Genomic DNA, 15,665 nt, shown 5'->3' with positions numbered 1-15,665 from the left:
CGGGTTGACCGAATGCTGCCGGTGTTAACGCGTCACTTGGTTCTTATGGTGATCGGCACTGAACGTATTTTTTGGAACCATATCGTGCGAAGCTATTGTTCGAATCCTGGCATTCGGTTCCCAGCGTCGCGCGGACGCTATCCCTGCGATCAATGAGGATGGAACAGCGCGGAACGCGCAGCTGCGACGCTCAGCCGTTCAATCTTCCGTCACCCATTTGGCGACGGTCATGACATCAGGCGGTTGCAGATAGCCGCGGGGCCAGAGATCGACCGCCCATTCCACCTTGGTCGCGCGCTCGACGAGAACGGCGGTGTTGTGCGGCGTTTGCACCAACGAAAATCCGCGGTAGTGGGGATCCCCAACGTCATGAAACCTGAACAGGTTCCACGCCTGCATCACCAGCATCAGGCTGGTCGTGTTCCGCGTCGTGTCCCAGCAATCATAATTGTGTTTGTCGTCGTTGGCGCGGAAATCCGCTTTCGCCACGCGCTTGTCGGTGCCGAGGATCGGCCCCATGCGCCGGTCGAACCAGATCACGGCCTTTTGCACGGCCGCGCGTTCGGCGGCGGCATTGGCGCGGCCCGTGGCCATGATCTTGGCCAGAGCCGCCCGGTCGGCTGCGCTGAAGTCGAGCATCTCGCGACGCCGGCAGACGAAGCCGTAACAGACGGTCATCCCCGTCGCCGACGGCGGATAGATCGAGACCGAGGTGTAGAGCTGCAGGATGCCGGAGCTGAGCTCGGCCGCGCGGGCCGGCATGGCCGACGGCAACGACAGCATGAGCACAGCAAGCGCGCCGGCAAATCCGGCCCGCTTCATTCGTATCGGCTGATCAGCGTCTTTCATGAACCACCGCCCCAACTCGACCAAAGGATTATCGCGGGCGTGTCGCGATGCCAAGACATCCGGCGCATGGCTGTGGATCAGACCGGCAGCGGCGCGTCGCGCTTGACTTCCTCCATCACCGCGTAGGTTCGCGTTTCCCGCACGCCCGGCAGCGCCAGCAGGGTCTCGCCGAGAAACCTGCGATAGGCGGTCATGTTGGCGACCCGCGCCTTGACCAGATAGTCGAAGCCGCCGGCCACCATGTGACACTCGAGCACTTCCGGCGCGGTCTGGACCGCCCTGGCGAACTTCTCGAATACATCGGGCGTGGTCTTGTCGAGCAGCACCTCGACAAACACCAGCAGGCCAAGCCCGAGCCGGTGCGGATTGAGCCGGGCGCCATAGCCCTCGACGAAGCCGTCGCGCTGCAGCCGCTTCAACCGTTCGCCGACCGAGGTCGGCGACAGGCCGATCCTTTCCGCCAACTCCACATTGGCAATCCGGCCATCCCCTTGCAGGATCGAGAGGATTTTGCGGTCAGTCTTGTCGATTTCTGTCATATCTACGGTAATTCTCGAATTGATCCTGATTTTCTAAGGCAAATCTGCTAATTTGTCTATCGAACTACGGTTCGCTAGCGCGTACGTGTTCCCACACAATCTCAAGGAACCGCCATGCCAGACCCGTTGCCGCTCCCGCCCCCGTTCAGCGCGCCGTATGCGCCAGACGACAGCGCCATCGCCGCCCGCCTGCGCCAGGACGCGACGCTCGGCGCGGAGGCGGAGGCACGGATCGACCGCACCGCGACGCGCCTGATCGAGGCGATCCGGGCCAATGACGATCCGCTCGGCGGGGTCGAGGACATGTTGCGGGAGTTCGCGCTGTCGACCAAGGAAGGGCTGGCGCTGATGGTGCTGGCGGAGGCGCTGCTGCGGGTGCCGGACGCGCGTACCGCCGACCAGTTCATCGAGGACAAGCTCGGTCAGGGCGACTTCGTCAACCACGAGACCAGATCGAGCGCGTTCCTGGTCAACGCCTCGGCCTGGGCGCTCGGCATGTCGGCGCGCGTGATCCAGCCCGGCGAGACGCCGCAGGGCACGATCGGGCGGCTGACGAAGCGACTCGGTGCGCCGGCGGTGCGCGCCGCGACACGGCAGGCGATGCGGCTGATGGGTAGCCATTTCGTGCTCGGCGAGACCATCGAGGCGGCGCTGTCGCGCGCGCAATCGCACACGGCGCGCGGCTCGCGCTATTCGTTCGACATGCTCGGCGAGGGTGCGCGCACCGCCGACGATGCCCATCGCTATTTCGAATCCTACGCCCGCGCCATCGATGCGATCGGCAAGGCGGCCGGCGATCAACCCCTGCCCGACCGGCCCGGCATCTCGGTGAAACTCTCCGCGCTGGATCCGCGCTTCGAGGCGGTGAGCCACGCGCGGGTGATGACCGAGCTGGTGCCGCAGCTGATCGATCTCGCGCGCCGCGCCAAGGCGTTCGACCTCAACTTCACCGTCGATGCCGAGGAGGCCGACCGGCTGGAGCTGTCGCTCGACGTCATCGCCGCCGCATTCGCCGACCCCTCGCTCGCCGGCTGGAGCGGCTTTGGCCTCGCGATCCAGGCCTATCAGAAGCGCGCCGCCGACGTCATCGACTATGTCGATGCGCTGACGCGTGCGCTGGATCGCAGGATGATGGTGCGCCTGGTCAAGGGCGCCTATTGGGACACCGAGATCAAGCGCGCGCAGGAGCGTGGGCTCGACGGCTATCCGGTGTTCACCCGCAAGGCGATGACCGACCTGAACTACGTCGCCTGCGCGCGCAAACTGCTGGCGCTGCGGCCTCGGCTGTTTCCGCAATTCGCCACCCACAACGCGCTGACGATCGCAACCATCCTCGAACTCGCCGACGATCCCTCAAGCTTCGAATTCCAGCGGCTGCACGGCATGGGCGAAGCGCTCTACGCCCAGCTCGGCGAGGACAGGCCCGAGATCGCCCACCGCACCTATGCGCCGGTCGGCAGCCACCGCGACCTGCTCGCCTATCTGGTGCGGCGGCTGCTCGAGAACGGCGCCAACTCGTCCTTCGTGGCGCTGGCCGCCGACAATCGCGTGTCCATCGTGGACCTGCTGCGCCGCCCGGCCGAGATCGTCGGCACCGACGACAAGGCGTCGCACTCCGCGATTCCGTTGCCGGCCGAGCTTTATTGGCCGCAGCGCGAGAACTCGCACGGCATCGAATTCGGCGAACGCAAGGCGCTCGGCGCGCTGACGTCGGCGATCGCGGCCGAACGGAAGGCTTCGCCTTCCGTCACGCCATCAACCACCGAGCAGGCGAATGCCGCCGTTGCCGCGGCGCGCCGCGGCTTCAAGGCCTGGAACGCCACGCCGGCCATAAAGCGTGCGGCGATCCTGGACAAGGCCGCGGAGCTGCTCGAGCAGCGCCGCGCCCACTTCCTCGCTCTGCTGCAAAGCGAGGGCGGCAAGACGCTCGATGATGCGCTATCGGAAGTGCGCGAGGCGATCGACTTCTGCCGCTACTATGCCGCGCTGGGGCAAGAGCTGTTCGGCGAAGGCGAGACGATGCCGGGCCCGACCGGCGAAAGCAATGTGCTGGAGCTGCACGGCCGCGGCGCGTTCGTCGCGATCTCGCCGTGGAATTTCCCGCTCGCGATCTTCCTCGGCCAGGTGACGGCGGCATTGATGGCGGGCAATGCGGTGATCGCAAAGCCGGCCGAGCAGACGCCGCGCATCGCAGCCGAAGCCGTTGCCATGCTGCATCAGGCCGGCGTGCCGCCATCGGCGCTGCATCTGATCCAGGGCGACGGCGCGGTCGGCGCCGCGCTGGTGGCGCATCCCACCATCGCCGGGGTCGTCTTCACCGGCTCGACGGAGGTCGCGCGGTCGATCAACCGCACGCTCGCCGCCAAGGACGGCCCGATCGTGCCGCTGATCGCCGAAACCGGCGGCATCAATGCCATGATCGTCGACGCCACCGCGCTGCCCGAGCAGGTCGCCGATGACGTCGTGACCTCGGCGTTCCGCTCCGCCGGCCAGCGCTGCTCGGCGCTGCGGCTGCTGTTCGTGCAGGACGACGTCGCCGACCGCATGATCGAGATGATCGCCGGCGCCGCGCGCGAATTGAAGATCGGCGATCCCTCCGAACCGTCGACGCATATCGGACCGGTGATCGATGCCGACGCCAAGCAGCGGCTCGATGCGCATATCGCGCAAATGAAGCAGGAGGCGCGCGTGCATCTCGCCGGCGAGGCGCCATCAGGCAATTTCGTCGCGCCGCACATCTTCGAACTGTCGGCGGCCGGGCAATTGAAGGAAGAGGTGTTCGGCCCGATCCTGCATGTGGTGCGCTACCGCGCCGACAAGCTCGGCGAGGTGCTGAGTGCGATCGAGGCGACCGGGTTCGGGCTGACGCTCGGCATCCATTCCCGCATCGACGACACGATCGAGCACGTGATCGACCGCCTCCAGGTCGGCAATATCTATGTCAACCGCAACATGATCGGCGCGGTGGTCGGCGTGCAGCCGTTCGGCGGCAGCGGCCTGTCCGGCACCGGCCCCAAGGCCGGCGGCCCGCATTACCTCGCGCGCTTCGCCACCGAGCAGACGATCACCATCAACACCGCCGCCGCGGGCGGCAATGCGGCGCTGATGGCGGGGGTGGAGTAATACTCATCACCGACATGTCATTCCGGCATGGTGCATGGGCGCCAGGTCCGGAATGACTTGGTTGCATCGTGCCCCCCAGATGGGTCAAATGGCGGTCCGATCGGGATCATTGCTTGCGATAATTCCAGCTACCGGAAAAACACCAACAAGCGCCACGGGAGCGACGGCACGATGGAAAAAGGCATTTTTGACGGGCTCAAGGTCCTGGACTGCGCGAGCTTCATCGCGGCACCCGCGGCCGCCACCGTGCTGTCCGACTTCGGCGCCGACGTCATCAAGATCGAGCCGCCCGGCGCCGGCGATCCCTATCGCAATCTGCCCAATCTGCCCGGCTATCCATCGAGCGAGCACAATTTCGCGTGGATGCTGGAGGCCCGCAACAAGAAGAGCCTCGCGCTCGACCTCACCAAGCCTGACGCGCAGCAGGTGCTGTACAAGCTCGTCGCCGAGGCCGACGTGTTCATCACCAACATGCCGCCGCAGGTGCGCGCAAAGCTCGGCATCACCTACGACCATCTTGCCCATCTCAACGACCGGCTGATCTACGCGTCCTTCACCGGCTATGGCGAGAAGGGCGAAGAGGCCAACAAGCCCGGCTTCGACTCCAACGCCTATTGGGCCCGCTCCGGCCTGATGGATCTGGTGCGCGCCGACGAGGAGACCACGCCGGCCCGTTCCGTCGCCGGCATGGGCGATCACCCCTGCGCGATGGCGTTCTACGGCGCGATCGTCACCGCGCTGTTCCAGCGCGAGAAGACCGGCAAGGGCTCGCACGTCTCGACCAATCTGATGGCCAACGGCGTCTGGGCCAATGGCGTGCTGGCGCAGGCCAAGCTCGCCGGCGCCAAGTTCAAGAAGCGCAAGCCGCGCGAGGAGGCGCTGAACGCGGTCACCAACCACTATAAGTGCAAGGACGGCCGCTGGCTGATCCTGTCGCTGCTCAACGAAGACCGGCAATGGCCAACGCTGGCGCGCTGCATGGGCCGCGAGGATCTCGTCGCCGATCCGCGCTTCGCCACCAAGGCGGACCGCCATGCGCGCTCGGTCGAGCTGATCAAGATCTTCGACGAGGTGTTCGCCGGCAAGGACCTCGCCGAATGGCGCAAGATCCTCGACGGCAACGGTCTCGTGTTCGGCGTCGTCGGCATCCTCGACGACATCCCGAACGACAAGCAGATGATCGAGAACGAGGTGCTGGTGCGCTTCGAGAACGACACCATGCTGACCGTCAACAGCCCGATCTTCATCGACGGCGCGAGGAAGGTGCAGCCGCGCAAACCGCCCGAGGTCGGCGAGCATTCCGACGAGATCCTGCGCCAGGCCGGCTACGACGAGGCCACGATCCAGAAGCTGCGCGCATCGGGCGCTGTGGCGTAGCGAACTAACCACCTTCGTGAGTAGCCCGGATGGAGCGAAGCGAAATCCGGGACAAGTCTCGCAATCGGATCACGCAATACCGGATTTCGCTTCGCTCCATCCGGGCTACGAGGTCATCGAGCATTCCATCGCAGGCATCCGACGCCTAGGAAGCTATCTTTTCATCCAGGCCCAGACGATGGCCACAACGATGATGCCGAGGATAACCGCGAGCCCGATCGCCCAGCTGCTGACGCGGACGGCGCTGACCGCCTGACGCTCGGCCTCGTTGGCCGCGATCTCGCGGTCGCGCTGCTTGTCGTCCTCGGGAGCACTCATCGGCCGGTCTCCGCTCAAGGCTGGGCTGTTCGGGGCATGGTCGCAACGTGGAATGTAGCATCGAATAATGACGCGCAGCGGCTCCGGTTCCGGCGGAAATCACCGGCCCTTCACGAAGCACATGCCGATGCGCGAGGCCTTCCCGGCAACCTGGCAGGCAAGGCCGTCGGCGCAGGTCCAGCCGCGGAAGCTGCGGTCGCTCTCGGCGGGCCTGGCGCCCGGCAGATAGCAATGCGCGCCCCAGCCGTCGCTGTATTCGGTGCCGGCAAGTTCGGTGCTGCCGCGCAGCTGCGGCCGGTTGGAGAAGCCGCGCGAAAAGTCCGGCGCCTTGCCGTCGCGGAGGCTTGCGAGGATATCGCGGCGGCGGGGCTGGTCGCCGAAGAAATGCGGCGAGGCCGGCACCACGGTGGAGTTCGACGGCTTTGCCGCCATCCAGTCGACGCCGGGGAAATGGAAGCCGCCGATGCCGCGGGTCTGGTGACAGCCCGCGCAGGTGACATCGTTGAGGCGCCGCTCGAAGCCGGCCAGCGACTGGATGTTTTGCAGCTTCGTTCCGTCGGCCGCAGCCTTCTGCAGGGCGCCGACGACGTCACCATCGGAGAACACCGCATTGCCGGCCGTGCCCTCACCCTGCACCATGCCGAATTCGGGCTCCAGCTCGCTGACATCGAAACCAGTCGGCGTCGGCGCGACCGCTACGGTCGCGAGGAAGCGATCGGGGATCAGCAAGGTGCCGCGATCGAGCTCGGCAAGATGTTTGGGATCGAGCAACCACGCCTTGAAGTCGCGCCTCAGTGCCCCGTCCGCCAGAATGCGGTCGCGATCGATCTGGTTCTCCAGCGGTGCTTCGGCAAACCGTTTTGCCACGCCGTCATAATCGAACACTTTGAGCAGATAGTCGGTGCGGAAATCGCGCACCGCGGATTTCGGCGCGTGCGCGATCTGCAGATTGGTCTCGATACGATCGATATTGCGCGCATCGATCAGCTCGAGCGGACCATCCTTGCCGAGCAACTTCTCCATCGCCGGCGGCGCGCTGCCGGTCGCGAGCCAGCGCCGCGCGATTTCGCGGCAGCCGAGCGATGCGTCGTTGCCGTCGCCTTTCGCCTTCAGCACGAGGTTCAGCGTCATCGGCAGCCGCTGCGACACCGCGTTCTCGCCGATCGGCGACACATCGGTACGGGTCAGCCGGTAGATCAACCGGATCTCGCCGCAATCTTTCGGCGCCACATAGGCGCGGTCCATGCGGTTGACGATGCCTGACAGCACGAAGCGGACGTCGGAGGATTCAAGTAGCGCGCGATCGAACAGCTGAAACGCGAAGCCGTCGCCGATGCCGATGCTCTCATTCGGCAGGCTTGCTTTATGCTTTGCGACATAGCGATCGAACTCGCGATCCAGCGCCTCGCGCACCGGAACCATCGCGGCGAGCCCGAACAGATCACGGTTGGACAGCAGCGTGTCGGCGGAACGCTTCGGCGCGAGCATCCGGCCGAGGTTGAAGCGGCCGTGATCGAGCTCGCGCAGGATGGCGGGATCGATCACCGCCGCGCCGCGCTCGAGCGCGCGATCCTCGGCGGCACGTCCAGGCGCGGCGCCGCAGAGCAGAACGGACATCACCAGAAGGCATTTCAGCGCGCGGGTCATGCCCCCACTAACACCGCGCGGCAAACCCTATTCAAGAAAAAAGGCGCTTCACATCGTGGTGAAGCGCCTTGGTGTTGTCGTGTTGCGGAGATCATAGCGTTTTCGAGCGAAGTGGAGCCCGGTTCGCGTGAAGAAAACGCGTCCAAACGACGAGTTGGAGCTTCGGTTCTGATTCAATCAGAACCGAAAATGCTCTAGCGCGAAACGATCAGGCCCTTGCTGGTGACGACCACCCAACGGCCGTCCTGCTTGCGGATGGCATCGACGCGGCCCAGGCCCGGGACGGGGTCGCCCGCGTAAACCTCGTAGATGCCGCCGCGGCCTTCGATCAGCGCGCCGCCATTGCCGACGTCGCGCAGCGACCAGCCGTCGACCACCGGCAGGCGGCCGACCTCTGGCCTGGGGGCGGCCGGCGCCGCCGCGGGCGCCGGGGTGATCGAGCCCGTGACCTCGCGGGCGGGCGTCGCCGCGGCGACGGTGGTCTGCGGCGCGGCGCGGAGCTTGTCGACCGCCTCGCTGAGCTTGTTGAGCTTGGCCATCGGCTCGGCCTGGGCCTTCTCGACCTTCTCGATCCGGTCGTTGGCCTTGCTGAACTGGGTCTGGCCGGCCCTGGCGGTCTGCTCGACGCTGGCCTTCAGCGCGGCGACCTCGGATTCGATCCGGGCGAGCGCGGCATCGGCCGCTTCCTTGTTGGCGGCGGCGTCCTTGGCAGCCACATCCCTGACGGAAGCAGCGGCGGGGGCGGCGAGATGGCCGAGCCCCGCGGTCGCGAGCGCACCGCCGATGGCGCCGGCCACGGTCGCCAGCGCGATCACCGCGGCCATCGCGCCGATCCGGCGCGTGCCGGCCGGCTTGCCCGCCGCCTTGGCCGCCTGTTCGGCGCCTGGCCTGGATGCCGTCGCCTCATGGTCCCAGGTGCGGTCACCCGGCGCCATGATCATCAGCTTGCCCGGAAAATGCGGCTCTTCCCGCTTGCCGGTCGCGACCCTGGGCACGTCCATATTGGTCGGCTCGACCTTGGCCTCGACCTTCGGCTCGATCATGGACTCGATCTTGGGGTCGATCTTGGGCGGCTCAACCTTCGAGGGTTCAACCTTGGGCGCGTCCATACGGGGCGCGTCCGCCTTTGGCGACGTCTCTTCCTGCTCGGGCGCAAGCCGGGGAGCTTCGACACCGGTCGCGGCCATCACGGGCTCGCTTTTCGCCGCCATTTCGGCGCCGGTTTGACCGCTGACCGGCTCGCTCTGCTGCTCACTCACGTTCAAAGTCTCCAGACTAGGTTGACAATTCGGTAACTTTTATTGCTTGCGAAATGGTTACCCCGCTCCGCCATTACCTAAATTTTAGGGAGTTTTCCGGGCCGGATTTGGGCGATGCTGCCCTGCGGCAATCTGCGCCGCTTCCGTTTGCGCGCGGCGCTTTCCCGATTAACATACCGTCATCTTCCAGCCAGAAGGCAGGAGAGCGCCATGACGATCGAGAAATGCATCAAGGAATTTGGTGTCGATGACGTCATCTTTGAGGAAGGCTCGACCGGCCGCGAGCTGTTTGTCGTGCTCGACGGCAAGGTCGACATCGCCAAGATCGATCGCGGAAACAAGACTGTTATCGTCAGCCTCGGCAAGGGCGAGTTCTTCGGCGAGATGGCCGTGATCGACGGCTCGGCGCGCTCGGCGACCGCCATCGCCTCCGCGCCCGCAACGCGGGTGATGCGGATCAACCACGCCCGCTTCGTCTATCTGGTCAGCCAGCAGCCGGCGTTCGCGCTGATGGTGATGGATGCGCTCTCGAAGCGCCTGCGCGCATCCAACGCGGTCACTTACCGGACGGCGGCAACCCCATGAGCGACCGCAAGCCAAGCCCGTTCAAGACGCTGTTCGACGCCGAGGTCGCAACGCTGATCCAGGCCGCCGACGACGTCTATCAGATCCGCTTCAAGAACCGTGCGGCGAACGCCTATCTGGTGCGCGGCAGCAAACGGACCATCATGATCGACGTCGGACTGTCGAGCAATTATCCGTCGCTCGTCGCCTGTCTCAACCATCTCGGGGTGACGCCCGAGATGGTCGACATGGTGGTGCTGAGCCATGAGCATCTCGACCACATCGGCGCGGCGTACCATTTCCACGGCAGCGCCTACGTCGCCGCGCACCGGCTCGCCGCCAACAAGATCATGCTGCGCGACGATTTCTCGATGCTGCGCAAGATGTTCAACGAGCCGAACGTGCCGATCGATATCGACATCTGGCTCGAGGAAGGCAACCTGATCGACCTCGGCAATTTCCGCCTCAACGTGATGTACACGCCCGGCCACACCTCGGCCTGCATCACGCTGTTCGACCAGGACAAGGGCCTGCTGTTCGCCGCCGACACGCTGATGCCCGGCGGCGTGATGGGCGGCGTGTTCGGCTCCGGCTCGATCGCCGACTATATCCAGTCGCTGGAGCGGCTGAAGGGCCTCAACTCGAAGATCCTGCTGTCGGGACATGGCCGGCTGTCCGACACGCCACAGGACGATGTGCGGATCGCGCTGCAGCGCTCGCACGGCCTGCTCGAGGACACCGCGCAACTGTTCGATGCACTCGATGCGCGCTCGAATTTCGAGCCGATCATGCAGTCGGTGCGCGACCTCAACAAGCTCGACGATTGAGCTCAGTTCCTCCCCGTCGTTGCGAGCCAACGGGTCGCAATGACGTTCGGGCGACCGAGCGCCTTCACATTTGACAAATCCGCGCCCGGTCTGTTCAACAGCCGCAACAACAACGGTGAAGAAACAGGGAGCGAGGATCATGAAGCTTTACGACTCGATCGGACCCAATCCGCGCATCGTGCGCATGTTCATGGCGGAGAAGGGCATCGAGATACCCAAACAGGCCGTCGACCTGCGCAAGGGCGAGAACCGCGAGACGGAACACCTGAAGCGCAATCCGCACGGCCAGATGCCGGCGCTCGAGCTCGACTGCGGCAACTACCTCTCTGAGATCACGGCGATCTGCGAATATCTCGAGGAGAAGCATCCCTCGCCCGCGATGATCGGCACCACGCCGGAAGAGCGCGCGGAATGCCGGATGTGGACGCGCCGCGTCGATCTCAACATCGCCGAGCCGCTCGCCAACGGCTACCGCTTCGGCGAAGCGCTGAAATTCTTCGAGAAGCGCATTCCCGTTGCGCCCGAAGCCTCGCCCGGCCTGAAGATGATCGCCGCCAACCGCATCAAATGGCTGAATGACCAGATGGCCGACGGCCGCGACTACATCTGCGGCAAGCGCTTCACGCTCGCCGACATGCTGCTCTATTGCTGGCTCGATTTCGGCAACCAGGTCGGCCAGCCGCTGGACCAGTCGAACGCCAACATCGTCGCCTGGTTCAACCGCGTCGGCGCGCGGCCATCGGTGAAGGCGTAAAAGGCGGTCGTCTTATCCTCCCCTCGAGGGGGAGGATCGGTTCGCATGAAGCGTAGCGCAATGCGAACCGAGGTGGGGTGATCTCTCCCCTCGGGTAGCGTTCACGCGGAGAGACCTTCACCCACCTCGCCGCTCATTGCATTCGCGTCGATCCTCCCCCTCCAGGGGAGGATGAAGAGCACCCGACCACTCAGTCCCTAAATCACCACCGGCTTGTCCGGCAGCTCGTTCGGGCCGGCCGGTGGCGGGAAATGCTTTGCCAGCTCGCGCGACACCGCCTCGATCCCCTTGATCACGCCCTGCTCGAACCGGCCGGCCCGGAAATCCGTTTCCATCGTGCGGCAGATCGCCTCCCAGCCGGCATGGCCGACCTTTGCGTCGATGCCGCGATCGGCGACGATCTCGACGTCGCGGTCGGCGAGCAACAGATAGATCAGGACGCCATTGTTGTGATCGGTGTCCCAGATCCGCAAATGCGAGAACACGTCGAGCGCGCGCTCCCGCGCAGGCTGATTGCGGAACAGCGGCACGCCGTCGAGCGCGCCCTCGACGACGAAACGGATCTGGCCGGAATGAGTGGCCTCACCGGCCTTGATCGCCCGCTCGATGGCGTCGAGCACGCGCGGCGGAAAATCACGCCGCACCCGCCAGCGGTGCTCGAGCAGATGCTTGCCGATGCGCTTGATGCCCATGCCTACCAGCTCCCCGAGGCGCCGCCGCCGCCGAAGCTGCCGCCTCCGCCGCTGAAGCCGCCGCTATCGCTCGAGCTCGAGCCGCTGCTCCAGCCCCCGCCGCCGGACCAGCCGCCGGAATAACCGCCGCCGCGCCGGTACGGTCCCGAGCCTGCCGTCGGACCGCCGAAGTTCAATCCGCCGAAGATCAGCGCCGCGACGGCGGCGAACAGGCCGACCACCAGCGCCGTCGCGAGCGAGCCGGCTACCATCCAGGTGAAGACGCCGACGACACCGCCGGTCGCGACCGAGCCCAACAACCGCCCCAGTATCCCGCGCAACACACCGGCCACGATGATGACGATAAAGATCGTCACCGGATTGGCGAAGTCGACCAGGTTCGGCCCTTGCCAATGCTCGGGCTCCGGCGCCGGCAATTGCTCGCCATTGATCAGGCGGATCATCCGGTCGACGCCGGCCGAGATGCCGCCAGCGAAATCGCCGGCCTTGAATTTCGGCGTGATGTCTTCGTCGATGATGCGATGGGTGACGGCATCGCTCAGCACGCCTTCGAGGCCATAGCCGACCTCGATGCGCAAGTGCCGGTCGTTCTTGGCGACGACTAGGAGCGCACCGTCGTCGACCTTCTTGCGCCCGATCTTCCAGGCCTCGGCCACGCGGATCGAGAACTGCTCGATGGTTTCCTCGCCCGTGCTCGGCACGATCAAGACCGCGATCTGGCTGCCCTTGCGGGCTTCCAGATCCTTCAGCCGGTCGGTGAGCGAGGCGACATCGCTCGCCGACAGCGTCCCGGTCTGGTCGACGACGCGGCCGGTGAGCGGAGGCACTGCGACCTCGGCCCATGCCGGGCACACGAAGCCCAGCAGGAAGGCGAGCAGGATGACGCGTGCGGCGGTCATCGCGATGCGCGCGCGTCGGCGCTATTTCGACGGCGCGGGAGCCGGTGACGGATTATTGAAATCGACCTTCGGCGCGGTCGATATTTCCTTTTCATTGTCGACCGTGAAGTTGGGCTTCTCCTTGTAGCCGAACGCCATCGCTGTCAGATTGTTCGGGAAGGTGCGGATGCCGACGTTGTAGTCCTGCACTGCCTTGATGTAGCGATTGCGCGCCACCGTGATGCGGTTCTCGGTGCCCTCGAGCTGCGCCATCAGGTCGCGGAACAGCGCGTCCGATTTCAGCTGCGGATAGTTTTCGGTGACGACCAGCAGCCGCGACAGCGCGCTGGTCAGTTCGCCCTGCGCCTGCGTGAACTTCTGGAACGCGGCCGGGTCGTTGAGCACCTCCGGCGTTGCCTGGATGCTGCCGACCTTGGCGCGCGCGTTGGTGACGCCGAGCAGCACGTCCTTCTCCTGCTGCGCAAAGCCCTTCACGGAGTTGACTAGGTTGGGCACGAGATCGGCGCGCCGCTGGTACTGGTTCACCACCTCCGACCAGCTCGACTTGACCTGCTCGTCACTGGTCTGGATCGCGTTGTAGCCGCAGTTGGTCAGGCTCAATGTCGCCAGCGCTGCGAGCACGGTCCAAAGCTTGCGCATGAAGATGGTCCTCCCCGGGTGGATTCTGCGTCAGCGTAACAGATTTTCGCCGGATAATCCCGTGCGGCGGATTTCGCGGCTTCTTTTGCGGATGATGACGCTTGCCTATCCTTGCCCGCGCCGTTCATCATGGCGAAAAAATCGATCGCGGGAGGATCCATTGGCGTCTGAACAATTCGAGACGATTGTTGTCGAACGGCCCGAGCCCGCGATTGCGCGGATCGTGATGAACCGCCCCGAGGCCCGCAACGCCCAGAACCTGCAAATGACCTACGACCTCAACGCCGCCTTCGACCGAGCGGTGCAGGACGACGCGGTCAAGGTCATCATCCTCGCCGGCAACGGCCCGCATTTCTCGGCCGGTCACGATCTGCGGCCAGGGGCCAAGAACCAGGCCGGTGCCGATTTCCCGCCAGTCGGAAATTGGGGCGGCTTCGCCGAGCCGAACGCCCATGGCCGCTTCGCGCGCGAGCAGGAGATCTACCTGCAGATCACAAGGCGCTGGCGCAATCTGGCAAAGCCGACGATCGCCGAGGTGCACGGCAAGTGCATCGCCGGCGGACTGATGCTGGCCTGGGCCTGCGACCTGATCGTTGCCAGCAACGATGCCGAGTTCTGCGACCCCGTGGTGACGATGGGCGTCTGTGGCGTCGAGTGGTTCGTGCATCCCTGGGAGCTCGGCGCGCGCAAGGCCAAGGAGATGCTGTTCACCGCCGACGTCTGGAACGCCGACGAGGCGCATCGCCTCGGCATGGTCAATCACGTGGTGGCGCGCGGCGATCTCTCGTCGTTCACGCTGGCGCTGGCGCGGCGGATTGCCGCAAAGCCCGCCTTTGCGCTGAAGCTTTCCAAGGAGGCGGTGAACCGCTCGATAGACATCATGGGGCAGCCTGCCGCGATCGATCAGGCCTTCGCGCTGCATCAGCTCTGCCACGCCCACAACCTTCAGGAATTCGGCATGGTGGTGGACCCCGCGGGTCTGCATCCCTCCGTCAAGAAAACCGCCAACGTGTAGCAAGCCAGATGGACCTCACCCTCAGCGACGAGCAGCGCCTGCTGCGCGAAAGTGCCGACCGCTTCGTGGCGGAAACCTTCAGCCCCGAGCATCGCAGGAAAGCGGCGAACGATCCGCTGGGCTATTCGCCCGCGATCTGGAAACAGTTCGCCGAGCTCGGCTGGCTGGCGCTGCCGATCAGTGAAGCCCATGGCGGGCTCGGCGGCGGCGCGATCGAGATCGGACTGCTGATGGAAGCGTTCGGCCGCGGACTGGTGTCCGAGCCGTTCCTCTCCACGGTCGTGATCGGCGCCGCGCTGGTCGCCGAGTGCGGCACCGAGGCGCAGAAGCAGGCGATCCTGCCTGATGTTGCCGAGGGCAAGCTTACGCTCACCTTCGCGCATTCGGAGCGCGCCGCGCGCTTCGATCTCGCCCATGTCGACACCACGGCCAGCAAGACCGCCGACGGGTGGCGCCTGAACGGCAGCAAGATCGCCGTACTCGACGGCGCTTCAGCCAACCAGATCATCGTCTCGGCCCGTATCGCCAACGCCAATGGTGCATCGGGCAAGCTTGGCCTGTTCCTGGTGCCGGCGAAAACGCCCGGGCTCACGCTGCGCGACTACGCGCGGCTCGGCGGCGGGCGCGGCTGTAATCTTGATCTCAGGGATGTGCAATTGCCCGCCGATGCGCTGCTCGGCGACGGCAGCGATGCGCTACCCGCGATCGAAACCGTGGTCGACCGCGCGATGGCCGCGCTCGGCGCGGAGGCGGTCGGCATCATGCAGACGCTGCTCGACACCACGCTCGAATATACCAAGATCCGCAAGCAGTTCGGCCGGCCGCTATCGAGCAACCAGGTGATCCGCCATCGCCTCGCCGACGTGGCGATGCAGGTCGACGAGGCGCGCTCGATGGCGTTGCGCGCCGCGCTGATGGCCAATGCCGAGCCCGTGGCCCGCAGCCGTGCGGCGTCCGGCGCCAAAGCGAAGATCGGCAAATGCGCGCGCTTCGTCGCCGAACAGGCGGTGCAGCTGCACGGCGCGATGGGCGTCACCGAGGAGCTCGACATCGGCGCCTATTTCAAGCGGCTGCTCGCCTTCGATACGCTGTTCGGCAACAGCGCCCATCATTATCGCCGCCACGCCGCGCTCAGCGGCCGCGCCCACGCCTAACGGAGAGCG

15 protein-coding genes are annotated in these 15,665 nt (G+C 65.5%); 7 read left to right on the top strand and 8 right to left on the bottom strand.

The window, feature by feature from the left end; genetic code table 11:
* Positions 1-198 precede the first annotated feature (198 nt).
* Both ACVMIH_RS35245 and ACVMIH_RS35240 read right to left on the bottom strand, forming a co-directional pair.
* Positions 199-822 carry a hypothetical protein gene (locus ACVMIH_RS35245; protein ID WP_057019267.1) on the bottom strand — a complete coding sequence of 208 codons (624 nt, stop codon included), beginning with the start codon at positions 820-822 and terminating at the stop codon, positions 199-201.
* A 104-nt stretch (positions 823-926) separates the two neighbouring features.
* Positions 927-1,388: an Lrp/AsnC ligand binding domain-containing protein gene (locus tag ACVMIH_RS35240; RefSeq protein ID WP_038386239.1), complete on the bottom strand. Its 462-nt coding sequence runs from the start codon at positions 1,386-1,388 to the stop codon at positions 927-929.
* Positions 1,389-1,502: 114 nt separating this feature from the next.
* Here ACVMIH_RS35240 and putA point away from each other — a divergent pair, with 114 nt between their 5' ends.
* Together putA and ACVMIH_RS35230 are read left to right on the top strand one after the other, a co-directional pair.
* On the top strand, positions 1,503-4,511 hold the full coding sequence (gene putA, locus ACVMIH_RS35235) for a bifunctional proline dehydrogenase/L-glutamate gamma-semialdehyde dehydrogenase PutA (protein ID WP_456864876.1): 3,009 nt from the start codon (positions 1,503-1,505) through the stop codon (positions 4,509-4,511).
* A 171-nt stretch (positions 4,512-4,682) separates the two neighbouring features.
* Entirely contained in the window at positions 4,683-5,888 is a 1,206-nt protein-coding gene (locus ACVMIH_RS35230) for a CaiB/BaiF CoA transferase family protein (protein WP_057019265.1), read from the top strand.
* Between the two features lie 153 nt (positions 5,889-6,041).
* On the opposite strand, the gene ACVMIH_RS35225 is transcribed toward ACVMIH_RS35230, so the two are convergent.
* From ACVMIH_RS35225 to ACVMIH_RS35215, 3 genes are all read right to left on the bottom strand, one after another.
* Entirely contained in the window at positions 6,042-6,206 is a 165-nt protein-coding gene (locus ACVMIH_RS35225; RefSeq protein ID WP_456864874.1) for a hypothetical protein, read from the bottom strand.
* A gap of 99 nt (positions 6,207-6,305) precedes the next feature.
* Positions 6,306-7,853 carry a hypothetical protein gene (locus ACVMIH_RS35220; RefSeq protein ID WP_456864872.1) on the bottom strand — a complete coding sequence of 516 codons (1,548 nt, stop codon included), beginning with the start codon at positions 7,851-7,853 and terminating at the stop codon, positions 6,306-6,308.
* Positions 7,854-8,047: 194 nt separating this feature from the next.
* On the bottom strand, positions 8,048-9,118 hold the full coding sequence (locus tag ACVMIH_RS35215) for a hypothetical protein (protein WP_456783731.1): 1,071 nt from the start codon (positions 9,116-9,118) through the stop codon (positions 8,048-8,050).
* 204 nt (positions 9,119-9,322) lie between these two features.
* Between ACVMIH_RS35215 and ACVMIH_RS35210 the strand changes: the two genes are divergently transcribed.
* The 3 genes from ACVMIH_RS35210 to ACVMIH_RS35200 all read left to right on the top strand — a co-directional run bounded on the left by ACVMIH_RS35210 (position 9,323) and on the right by ACVMIH_RS35200 (position 11,257).
* The gene (locus ACVMIH_RS35210; protein ID WP_018273297.1) at positions 9,323-9,697 is read left to right on the top strand and encodes a Crp/Fnr family transcriptional regulator; all 375 of its coding nucleotides are present in this window, start codon (positions 9,323-9,325) and stop codon (positions 9,695-9,697) included.
* On the top strand, positions 9,694-10,503 hold the full coding sequence (locus tag ACVMIH_RS35205) for an MBL fold metallo-hydrolase (RefSeq protein WP_057019263.1): 810 nt from the start codon (positions 9,694-9,696) through the stop codon (positions 10,501-10,503). The genes ACVMIH_RS35210 and ACVMIH_RS35205 overlap by 4 nt, the downstream gene beginning before the upstream one ends.
* A 139-nt stretch (positions 10,504-10,642) precedes the next feature.
* Complete coding sequence (locus ACVMIH_RS35200) at positions 10,643-11,257, top strand: glutathione S-transferase family protein (protein WP_225646486.1); 615 nt, start codon at positions 10,643-10,645, stop codon at positions 11,255-11,257.
* Between the two features lie 197 nt (positions 11,258-11,454).
* On the opposite strand, the gene ACVMIH_RS35195 is transcribed toward ACVMIH_RS35200, so the two are convergent.
* From ACVMIH_RS35195 to ACVMIH_RS35185, 3 genes are read right to left on the bottom strand one after another with little or no spacing between them, the layout of a single operon-like run.
* Complete coding sequence (locus ACVMIH_RS35195) at positions 11,455-11,949, bottom strand: TPM domain-containing protein (protein ID WP_057019261.1); 495 nt, start codon at positions 11,947-11,949, stop codon at positions 11,455-11,457.
* A gap of 2 nt (positions 11,950-11,951) precedes the next feature.
* Positions 11,952-12,848: a TPM domain-containing protein gene (locus ACVMIH_RS35190; protein ID WP_168855762.1), complete on the bottom strand. Its 897-nt coding sequence runs from the start codon at positions 12,846-12,848 to the stop codon at positions 11,952-11,954.
* Positions 12,849-12,869: 21 nt separating this feature from the next.
* A complete protein-coding gene (locus ACVMIH_RS35185) occupies positions 12,870-13,487 on the bottom strand; it encodes a LemA family protein (RefSeq protein ID WP_028334935.1) in 618 nt (205 codons plus the stop codon).
* A gap of 160 nt (positions 13,488-13,647) precedes the next feature.
* On the opposite strand from ACVMIH_RS35185, the gene ACVMIH_RS35180 reads away from it, so the two are divergent.
* Both ACVMIH_RS35180 and ACVMIH_RS35175 read left to right on the top strand, forming a co-directional pair.
* Positions 13,648-14,502, top strand: a complete 855-nt coding sequence (locus ACVMIH_RS35180) for an enoyl-CoA hydratase (protein WP_082653946.1) — start codon at positions 13,648-13,650, stop codon at positions 14,500-14,502.
* 8 nt (positions 14,503-14,510) lie between these two features.
* On the top strand, positions 14,511-15,656 hold the full coding sequence (locus tag ACVMIH_RS35175) for an acyl-CoA dehydrogenase family protein (protein ID WP_456864870.1): 1,146 nt from the start codon (positions 14,511-14,513) through the stop codon (positions 15,654-15,656).
* Positions 15,657-15,665 lie beyond the last annotated feature (9 nt).

It is taken from the genome of Bradyrhizobium sp. USDA 4503, from assembly GCF_054055815.1.
This window is presented reverse-complemented; position numbering and strand designations above follow the sequence as displayed.

Excerpts from the sequence above, each read along its gene's own strand:
- ACVMIH_RS35175 (WP_456864870.1), top strand. The coding sequence starts at position 14,511 with ATGGACCTCACCCTCAGCGACGAGCAGCGCCTGCTGCGCGAAAGTGCC.
- ACVMIH_RS35220 (WP_456864872.1), bottom strand. The coding sequence starts at position 7,853 with ATGACCCGCGCGCTGAAATGCCTTCTGGTGATGTCCGTTCTGCTCTGC.
- ACVMIH_RS35185 (WP_028334935.1), bottom strand. The coding sequence starts at position 13,487 with ATGCGCAAGCTTTGGACCGTGCTCGCAGCGCTGGCGACATTGAGCCTG.
- ACVMIH_RS35200 (WP_225646486.1), top strand. The coding sequence starts at position 10,643 with ATGAAGCTTTACGACTCGATCGGACCCAATCCGCGCATCGTGCGCATG.
- ACVMIH_RS35245 (WP_057019267.1), bottom strand. The coding sequence starts at position 822 with ATGAAGCGGGCCGGATTTGCCGGCGCGCTTGCTGTGCTCATGCTGTCG.
- ACVMIH_RS35230 (WP_057019265.1), top strand. The coding sequence starts at position 4,683 with ATGGAAAAAGGCATTTTTGACGGGCTCAAGGTCCTGGACTGCGCGAGC.
- ACVMIH_RS35210 (WP_018273297.1), top strand. The coding sequence starts at position 9,323 with ATGACGATCGAGAAATGCATCAAGGAATTTGGTGTCGATGACGTCATC.
- ACVMIH_RS35190 (WP_168855762.1), bottom strand. The coding sequence starts at position 12,848 with ATGACCGCCGCACGCGTCATCCTGCTCGCCTTCCTGCTGGGCTTCGTG.
- ACVMIH_RS35205 (WP_057019263.1), top strand. The coding sequence starts at position 9,694 with ATGAGCGACCGCAAGCCAAGCCCGTTCAAGACGCTGTTCGACGCCGAG.
- putA (WP_456864876.1), top strand. The coding sequence starts at position 1,503 with ATGCCAGACCCGTTGCCGCTCCCGCCCCCGTTCAGCGCGCCGTATGCG.
- ACVMIH_RS35240 (WP_038386239.1), bottom strand. The coding sequence starts at position 1,388 with ATGACAGAAATCGACAAGACTGACCGCAAAATCCTCTCGATCCTGCAA.
- ACVMIH_RS35195 (WP_057019261.1), bottom strand. The coding sequence starts at position 11,949 with ATGGGCATCAAGCGCATCGGCAAGCATCTGCTCGAGCACCGCTGGCGG.
- ACVMIH_RS35225 (WP_456864874.1), bottom strand. The coding sequence starts at position 6,206 with ATGAGTGCTCCCGAGGACGACAAGCAGCGCGACCGCGAGATCGCGGCC.